The following is a 9,096-nucleotide window of genomic DNA, read 5'->3' as shown; positions in this document are numbered from 1 at the left end:
GCCCTCGATGCCCAGCTCGCCGTGGTACGGCAGACGCTGGCGGCGCGCGAGGACGCCTTGCGGCTGGCGCGGCGCCGTGCCGATGCGGGCTACACCTCGCAACTGGAGTTCGCGCAGGCGCGCGCCGAATACGAGTCCACCGCGCAGGCGGTGCCGCAGGCCGAGCTGGCGGTCGCACGACAGGAGAACGCCTTGCTGCTGCTGATCGGCGAATCGCCGTCGGGCGGGATCGCGCGCGGCGCCGCGCTGTCCGCACTGCGGCCGCCGCCCGTGCCCGATGGCCTGCCCGCCGACCTGCTGCGGCGCCGCCCGGATATCGCGCAGGCCGAATTCCAGCTTGCCGCGACCGATGCCAACCTGAGCGCCGCGCGCAAGGCCTTCCTGCCGCAGCTGCACCTGTCCGGTTCCGCGGGTCTGCTGTACGCCAGCGGCGTGGCCAACCCGGTCCGTATCTGGTCGCTCGGCGGCAGCATCCTGGCACCGCTGTTCGAGGGCGGCCGCATCGAGGCCGGCGCACAGGTTGCGACGGCACAGCGCGATCAGGCTGCCTTCGCGTACCGCCGCGCCGCGCTGACCGCCTTCCGCGAGGTCAACGACAATCTCGCCGCGTTGCGTCAGCTCGAAGCACAGGTCCTTCATCTGGGCCAACAGCGCGAAGCGCTCGCGGCCGCGCTGCGTCACGCAACCAATCGCTATCGCGCCGGCTATTCGCCGTACCTGGAGCAGCTCGATGCGCAGCGCGGACTGCTGAGCGCGGAGCTGAACCTGATCCAGGCGCATGCGGATTGGCTCAATGCCAGCGTGGCCCTGTACCAGGCGATGGGGGGCGGCTGGACGTGGCCACGGTGAGCAGTAAGCGGTAATTGGAAGCCGTAAGCCGTAAGCCGTAAGCCGTAAGCCGTAAGCTGTGAGCTGTGAGCGGTACGCGGTGAGCGGTACGCAGCGAGCGGTAAAACGCCTCTGCGCGGCTCCGCGCCACGCGACACTACCGCGCCGGCACCGCCCACACGCGGCCGTCGCCGATCACATAGACGCGCCGCTGCGGCGCGCGCCTGACCGGAGCGTGGCCGGTAAAGGCACCGAACGCCGGCAGGATGCCGGCATCCGCATCGAAGACGAAGCACGGCAGGCGGACCGAATCCGAGCCCGCCCGCAAGGTATAAGCCGGATGCAGATGCCCGGCCAGTTCGTAGCCCCCGTTGGCCGCGCCCGGCAGATGGCACAGCGCGAACGGCCCGCGCCGCCACGGTTCCGAGACCACCGCGATGTCGAGCGAGGGCGGCGGATCGCCGGCGCGCGCATCGTGATTGCCGCGTACCAGCGTGCATCGCAGCCCCGGTTGCACCGCGGATTGCAGGCCGGCGCGCCAGTCGGCCAGCGCGGCCAGCACCGCCGGCGTTCGGCTCGCGCGGGCATGCAGGAAGTCGCCGAGAAAGACCAGCTCACGCGCCGGATAACGAGCCGCAAGGTCCGACAGCCGCGCGAGGTTGTCGCGCGTGGTGCCGGCCGGCACCGGCTGGCCAAGCGCGCGATAGGCCGCGGCCTTGCCGAAATGCACGTCGGCGACCAGCAGCATCGACGCGGCCGGCCACCAGACCGCGCGCTCGGGCAGCAGCCACAGCGTCTCGCCCGCGACTTCCACCCGGCGCGCGGAGGAAGATGCGGGCGAGGGCGCGGACAAGGGGGACGACGAGCGAGCGGACGAAGACGACGAAGACGACGAAGAAGCAAGCGACATCGGGGGACTCACAGCGGCGGCAGCGGCTTCGAGATCTTGCGCGGGCGCCGACGGCGCGAAGACGACGAAGAAGACGAAGACGAAGACGAGGACGAGGACGACCGCGACGACGACCCGGCATGATCGGCCATGCCGAAGCGCGCGATCTCCGCGACGCGATCTGCCGGCGGCTCTTCCACCGGCACCGACATGCCAACGCCCTCGCTGGCGCCCTCGCCCTCCGGCCCCGCGGCCCGTTCGAGCTCGGCCAGCATCCGCGCGATGCGGTCGGCGAGCTTCTCGGTGCTCAACTTCTCGCGCAGGAATTCGACGATCAGCGGAAACGACAGCGGCGTCGGCCGCTTCAGCACGCGCAGATCCAGCCGCAGCCCCGCCAGCCGGTCCAGCGTGCGCGACAGCCGCGCGGCATCCAGTTCCTGGTTCAGGACCTCGCGCTCGGCCTGGCCCAGCAGCAGGTTTTCGGGATCGTGCTTGCGAAACACCTCGTAGAACAGGCTCGACGAGGCCTGCAGCTGCCGCGCGCTCTTGTGCGCGCCGGGATAGCCCTGGAACACCAGCCCCGACACCCGCGCGATCTCGCGAAAGCGCCGCAGCGACAGCTCGCCGGCATTGAGGCTGGCCAGCACGTCGGCGACCAGATCGCGCTGCCGTTCCTGCGCCAGCACCAGCGGCAGCCAGTGCGCCCAGTCGAGCGGCGCGGCCGACAACAGTTCCAGTCCGTAGTCGTTGACGGCAACCGAGATCGTCGTCGGCAACTGCGAGCCGAGCCGCCACGCCAGCAGGCTGCCCAGGCCGAGATGCACGGAGCGCCCGGCAAAGGGATACAGGAACAGATGCGAGCCCTCGCGCGAGTTCAGCGTCTCGGCCAGCAGCGTGGTGCGCGTCGGCAGGGCCGACCAGCGCTGCTGCAGTTCAACCAGCGGCTGGATCAACGGCAGCTCCGGCGTATCCGCGGGATCGAGCCTTTGCGCGGCGGCATCCTCAAGCGTGGCGACGACCGCGTCGGCCAGTTCGGTCGACAGCGGCATCCGCCCCCCGTTCCAGCGCGGCACCACGGGCCGGCCCTTGTCGGCGCGCCGGACATAGGCGGTCATCTCCTGCACGCGCACCAACTCGAGCAGCCGGCCGCCGAACAGGAAGCAGTCGCCCGGCGACAGCCGCGCGATAAAGCCCTCCTCGACCGTGCCGAGGGAGGCGCCGCCGCGTCCCGCGCGACTCCAGTAGCGCACCTGCATCGTCGCATCGCTGACGATGGTGCCGACGCTCATCCGATGGCGGCGGGCAAGGCGGACGTCCGGCACGCGCCAGACGCCCTGCTCGTCGGGCTGCACGCGCCGGTAGTCCGGATAGGCCGACAGGCTGCTGCCACCCTGCCGCACGAAGTCGAGGCACCACTGCCATTCGGCGTCGGTCAGCGTGCGGTAGGCATAGGCGCCGCGCACCTCGTCGAGCAGCGCGTCGGGAACGAAGCCGCCGCCCAGCGCGACCGTGACCAGATGCTGGACCAGCACGTCGAGCGGCTTGTCCGGCGACTCGCGCGCTTCGATGCGTCCGGCCATGACCGCATGGCGCGCCGCCACCGCTTCGACCAGTTCGAGGCTGTGGGTCGGCACGATGGTCACCCGCGACGGCCGGCCCGGCGCATGGCCCGAGCGACCCGCACGCTGCAGCAGCCGCGCCACGCCCTTCGGCGAGCCGACCTGCAGCACGCGCTCGACCGGCAGGAAATCGACGCCCAGGTCGAGGCTGGAGGTGCAGACCACCGCCTTCAGCGTGCCGGTCTTCAGTCCCGCCTCGACCCAATCGCGCACGTCGCGGTCGAGCGAGCCGTGATGCAGCGCCAGCTGTCCCGCCCAGTCCGGCCGCGCCTCGAGCAGCGCCAGATACCAGCGCTCGGCCTGCGAGCGGGTGTTCAGGAAGACCAGCGTGGTGCTGCTGCCATCGATCTCGCGCACCACATGCGGCAGCATCGACAGGCCCAGATGCCCCGCCCACGGAAAGCGCCCCGCCGCATCGGGCAGCAGCGTATCGACGATCAGCTGCTTGGGGATCTTGCCTCGCACCAGCTCGCGCCGCTCGGCCGGCGTGCCCGACAGCAGCACCTCGCTGGCATGGTCGAGATTGCCGAGCGTGGCCGACAAACCCCAGACCACCAGCTCGGGACACCAGCGGCGCAGCCGTGCCAGCGCCAGCTGCACCTGCACGCCGCGCTTGTTGCCGATCAGCTCGTGCCATTCGTCGACCACCACCATGCGCACGCGGCCCAGCGCTTCCTTGGCATCGGCGCGTGTCAGCAGCAGCGACAGGCTCTCCGGCGTGGTCACCAGCGCGGTCGGCAGCCGTCGTGCTTGCGCGGCGCGCTCGCTGCTGCCAGTGTCGCCGGTGCGCAGGCCGACGGTCCAGTTCAGTCCGAGATCGGCCAGCGGCGCCTGCAGGGCACGCGCGGTATCGGCGGCGAGCGCGCGCATCGGCGTCAGCCACAGCACGGTCAACGGCGGTGCAATGGAAGACTGCGCCGCCGGCTCGCCATGGCGCAGCAGCGCGCCGAGCCAGGCCGCGTAGGTCTTGCCGGTGCCGGTGGTCGCATGCACGAGGCCGCTGCGGCCGGCGGCGATCGCCTGCCACACCTGGCGCTGGAACGGAAACGGCTGCCAGCCGCGTTGCGCGAACCATTGCGGCAGCACCTGCGCCAGCGGCGCCGGGGTCGAGGCCAGCGCATCCGCCGCGCGCGCGCTCATGCGGCCTCCCCGCGCTTGCCGCGTTTGCCGCGGTCGTCGCGCTGATTGCGCTGATCTCGCTGATCGCGTTCATCACGCTCGGCACGCTCGGCACGTTCGGCACGTTCTGCGCGTTCGCCGCGCTCTGCGGAGGGCAGCATGCCCTGCAGCGTCTGCAGCGTGTCGGCCTCCTCGATCGTCTTGTCGGTACGCCAGCGCAGCATGCGCGGAAAGCGCACCGCGATGCCGCTCTTGTGGCGGCTGCTGCGGGCGATGCCCTCGAAGCCGAGCTCGAACACCTGGGTCGGCTCGACGCTGCGCACCGGCCCGAAGGTCTCGATGGTGGTCCGCCGCACGATCGCATCGACCTGCCGCATCTCCTGGTCGGTCAGGCCCGAGTAGGCCTTGGCGAACGGCACCAGCACCCGGCCCTCGGTGCCCGGGGGCGCGCTCCATACCGCGAAGGTGAAGTCGGTGTACAGGCTGGCGCGACGGCCGTGGCCGCGCTGCGCGTAGATCAGCACCGCATCGACCGCGTACGGATCGATCTTCCATTTCCACCAGACGCCGACATCCTTGGTCCGGCCCGCGCCGTAGGCGGCATCGAGCGCCTTCAGCATGAAGCCCTCGACGCCGAGCTCGCGCGACGATTCGCGCAGCACCGCGTACCCTGGCCAGTCGTCCGCCTGCACCAGGGGACTCGCCCGCAGCGCCGGATGCCGATGCACGGCGAGCACGCTCTCGAGCGCGATGCGGCGCTCGCCCTGCGCCCGCCGGCGCCAGTCCTCGCCCTGCCATTCGAGCAGGTCGTAGGCGAGCAGCACCGCCGGCGCGTCGCGCAGCAGCTTCGCGCCCAGGTTCTTGCGGCCGATGCGCTGCTGCAGCAAGGCGAACGGCTGCACCCGCTCGTCGCGCCAGACCACGATCTCGCCGTCGATCACGGTGCCGTCCGGCAACGGCGCGGCGGCCTCGGCCAGTTCGGGGAAGCGCTCGGTGATCAGGTCCTCGCCGCGCGACCAGATCCAGGTCTGGCCATCGCGCCGCACGATCTGTGCGCGGATGCCGTCCCACTTCCATTCGACCTGCCATTGCGAGACCGGACCCAGCACCGCGTCGAACTGTTCCAGCGGCGCCTGCAGCGGATGGGCCAGAAAGAACGGATACGGCTGCCCGCCTCGGCTGCGCGGGACGTTGGTCCCATCGCCGGCGCCCTCGCCGTGCTCGCCGTGCTCGCCGCCACCGTCGGGGGCGATCAGCGCCAGATAGTGCTCGGCATCGGGCCGCGCCGAGATATCGGTATAGCCGACCATCCGTTCGGCCACGCGCTTCGGATCGATGCCGGCCACCTCGCCGAGCGCGCGGGTGACCAGCAGCCGCGAAACGCCGACGCGGAAGGCGCCGGTGATCAGCTTGAACAGCACCAGCCGCGCCTGCGCGTCGAGCGGCCGCCATAGTGCATCGAGCCTGGGCAGCAGGACGTCGGGCGGCAGGCCACGCAATGGCAGCAGCCGCTGTTCGACCCACTCCGCCAGGCCCGCGTCGTCGGCATGCTCGGACTCGGGCAGCAGCAAGGCGATGGTCTCGGCCAGGTCGCCGACGGCCTGGTAGCTCTCCTCGAACAGCCAGGTCGGCAGCCGCGCCGCCTGCTCGGCCAGCGTGCGCAGCATCGCCACCGGCACCATCTGGCGCGGCTTGCCGCCGGCGAGGAAATAGACCGCCCAGGCGGCATCGGCCGGCGGCGCGGCCTGCAGGTAGGCGCGCAGCGCCGCCAGCTTCGCGTTGTTCGAGGTGGTGGCGTCGAGCGCGGCGTACAGCTCGGCGAAGGCCTTCATGATGCGTCCCGCGGGTCGATGGCGGAGGGGATGGCCGGGCCGGCCTTGTCATCGGTCGGCCCAGCCGCGGCCGCGGCGGGGGCCGAGGCAGCGGCGTCGGTCTTGGCGTCGGCCTGCGCATCCGCCTCTGCCAAGGCCTCGCTGTCCGGCTCGTCGCGGTCGTGGTCTTCCTCGTCGCCGTACTGCGTCTCGAAGCCCTGCGCCTGCAGCCCGCGCTCGCACAGATAGCGCACCATCGCGTGCACATAGCCATGGGTGACGAACACGCGCTCGGCCCCGGTCGCCTCGATCGCCGCATGCAGGCCGGGCCAGTCGGCATGATCGGAGATCACGAAACCGCGATCGACGCCGCGCCGCCGGCGCGTGCCGCGAATGCGCATCCATCCGCTGGCGAAGGCCTGCGAGGCATCGCCGAAGCGGCGCAGCCACGGCGAGCGCTGCGCCGACGGCGGCGCGATCACCAGCGCCTGGCGCAGCAACGGACTGCGCGGCGGCAACTCGGAGGCATGCACCGTCGCCGGCAACGCCACGCCGGCCGCCGCATAGGCCCGGTTCAGCGCCGTCATCGCGCCGTGCTCGACGATCGGCCCCGGCAGCCCCGCTTCGCCGGCCTGCGTCATCAGCCCATGCAGGATGCGCTGCGCCTTGCCGAAGGCGTAGCAGTACAGCACGCTGGCCCGCCCCTGTTCGGCATTGGCGCGCCACCACGACAGGATCTGCGTCATCAGCTCGGCCTGCGACTGCCAGCGATAGATCGGCAGGCCGAACGTGCTCTCGGTGATGAAGGTATCGCAGCGAACCGGCTCGAACGGTGCGCAGGTGCCGTCGTGCGCGAGCTTGTAGTCGCCCGATGCGACCCACACCTGGCCGCCGTATTCGAGCCGGACCTGGGCCGAGCCCAGCACGTGTCCGGCCGGATGCAGGCTGATGCGAACGCCGTTGTGCACCACGGCCTCGCCATAGTCGAGGCTGTCCAGATGGATATCGGGCAGGCGCGACAGCAGCACGCCGCGCCCCGGCGCCGCGCACAGATAGCGGCCGCTGCCGGCGCGCGCATGGTCGGAATGGGCGTGCGTGATGACGGCCCGCGCGACGGGGCGCCACGGGTCGATATGGAAGTCGCCCGGCGGGCAGTACAGGCCCTCGGGCCGCGCTACGACAAGGTCCATGGAAGGCGGACTCCGGCTGCGATGGCGTGGCCGATGGGTCCATCGGCAGGCACATCGATACAACGATGGTATGCCAGCGGCCGCCGCCGGCCCATCGGGCTTAGGCCGACGCGGCGCGGCGCCAAATTGCGGGGGCACGCTTCTTGCCGCTATGGACCGAAGTGGACACGGACGCCGCCTTCCCGCAAGACCCGCGGCGCGGCGGCGAGCGCTTTTTTTACCGCCTGCCGCAAAAGCTACAAGGTCGTGCCGGTCCGCTTCCGTATCGACGCGTTCGCATCGACGCATCGACGTAGCAACTTCCCTGTGCAACGAGGACCGCAAGATGAACCGCAATACGTCCCCCGACGCCAATCATCCCCTGACGGGCAAGCGCATCGCCTTCCTCGTCACCGACCTGTTCGAGCAGGTCGAACTGACCGGCCCGCGCCAGGCCTTGCAGCAGGCCGGCGCCGAAACCGTGATCGTTGCCCCGCACGATGGCGAGGTGCAGGGCGCCCAGCACGACAAGAAGGCCGACCGCTTCGGCGTGCAGGCGACGCTGGCCGACGCCCATCCCGACGACTTCGACGGCGTGGTGCTGCCCGGCGGCACCATGAACGCCGATGCGCTGCGCATGGACCCCGCGGCGCAGCGCTTCGTCAAGAAGATGCAGGACGACGGCAAGCCGATCGCGGTGATCTGCCATGGCCCGTGGCTGCTGGTATCCGCGGGGCTGGTCAAGGGCCGCACGCTGACCAGCTGGCCCTCGCTGGCCGACGATATCCGCAACGCGGGCGGCGAATGGGTGGACCGCGAGGTCGTGCGCGACGGCAACTGGGTCAGCAGCCGCAAGCCGGACGATATCCCCGCGTTCAACCAGGAGATCGTCGCGCTGTTCGCCGAGCTGGGCAAACGCACCGCGCAGGGCAGCGAGGCCCGCGCCGGCCAGGCCTGATCGCCCCGGCACACGGCCATGCAGACTCGTATCGCCATCAACGCGACCGGCGATCTCGCGAACGCGCATGACGCGGCCACCGAACTGGCGGTGCGCTGCGGCTTCGGCGAAATCGCCACCGAGCGGCTCGGCCGCGCGGCGGTCGCGGCGGCCACCGGCATGCTGGATCACGCCGGCGGCGGCGTGCTGCATCTGCGGCCGCTGCAGGAGGAGGTAACGGGGGCCGCCGCGCCGCAGGTCGAGATCCTGGCCGTCGACCTGCCCCGTTCCGCCAAAGCGTCCGATGTGTCCGATGTGTCCGATACCTCCGATGCGTCCGATACGCCCGATGCGTCCGATACGCCCGATGCGTCCGATACGCCCGATGGGTCCGATCGGCCCGATGCCCCGCGCGGCGGGGATGGCAGTCACGGACGCACCCGCGCGGCCGGCAGGCTGGCCGAGCTGTATGAACTGGTGACCGCGCTGGACCGCTACGACAGCCCCGCCGGCTCGGTGATTCGCATGACGCTGTCCCCGGCCGATCGCCCCGGCCCGGTGTCTCTGCCGGCCGTGGCGGTGGGCGTCGTGTGGGCGCCGGCCGACGGCGATGCCGCGCCGGGCGGACTCAACATCCATTCGGCACGAGGGCTGTCGACCGTGGTGCTGGGCCTGGGACGCGGCGCCGAAGCGGCGCGCCGGGTCGCCGCGCTGCAGGGCTTCG

General features: G+C 71.3%; 6 protein-coding genes and 1 pseudogene. 3 read left to right on the top strand and 4 right to left on the bottom strand.

The window, feature by feature from the left end:
* The coding region (locus AC6EI8_RS20860) for an efflux transporter outer membrane subunit (protein ID WP_498382761.1) at positions 1-849 on the top strand (849 nt) is incomplete at its 5' end.
* Between the two features lie 136 nt (positions 850-985).
* Here AC6EI8_RS20860 and pdeM read toward each other — a convergent pair.
* From pdeM to AC6EI8_RS20840, 4 genes and pseudogenes are all read right to left on the bottom strand, one after another.
* Positions 986-1,642, bottom strand: coding sequence for a ligase-associated DNA damage response endonuclease PdeM (gene pdeM / locus AC6EI8_RS20855; RefSeq protein ID WP_226106166.1), 657 nt, complete (start codon positions 1,640-1,642; stop codon positions 986-988).
* A 104-nt stretch (positions 1,643-1,746) separates the two neighbouring features.
* Entirely contained in the window at positions 1,747-4,476 is a 2,730-nt protein-coding gene (locus AC6EI8_RS20850; RefSeq protein WP_498382760.1) for a ligase-associated DNA damage response DEXH box helicase, read from the bottom strand.
* 128 nt (positions 4,477-4,604) lie between these two features.
* Positions 4,605-6,287 (bottom strand): annotated as a pseudogene (locus AC6EI8_RS20845) (ATP-dependent DNA ligase); the annotation flags it as partial.
* Entirely contained in the window at positions 6,284-7,456 is a 1,173-nt protein-coding gene (locus AC6EI8_RS20840) for a ligase-associated DNA damage response exonuclease (RefSeq protein WP_150082468.1), read from the bottom strand. The gene AC6EI8_RS20840 and the pseudogene AC6EI8_RS20845, both read right to left, overlap by 4 nt.
* Before the next feature lie 325 nt (positions 7,457-7,781).
* On the opposite strand from AC6EI8_RS20840, the gene AC6EI8_RS20835 reads away from it, so the two are divergent.
* Together AC6EI8_RS20835 and AC6EI8_RS20830 are read left to right on the top strand one after the other, a co-directional pair.
* A complete protein-coding gene (locus tag AC6EI8_RS20835; RefSeq protein ID WP_149316293.1) occupies positions 7,782-8,393 on the top strand; it encodes a type 1 glutamine amidotransferase domain-containing protein in 612 nt (203 codons plus the stop codon).
* Between the two features lie 18 nt (positions 8,394-8,411).
* Positions 8,412-9,096: ATP-binding protein (locus AC6EI8_RS20830; RefSeq protein WP_498382759.1), on the top strand; the 685-nt coding region annotated here is incomplete at its 3' end.

Source organism: Cupriavidus sp. R6-3, from assembly GCF_059772245.1.
This window is presented reverse-complemented; position numbering and strand designations above follow the sequence as displayed.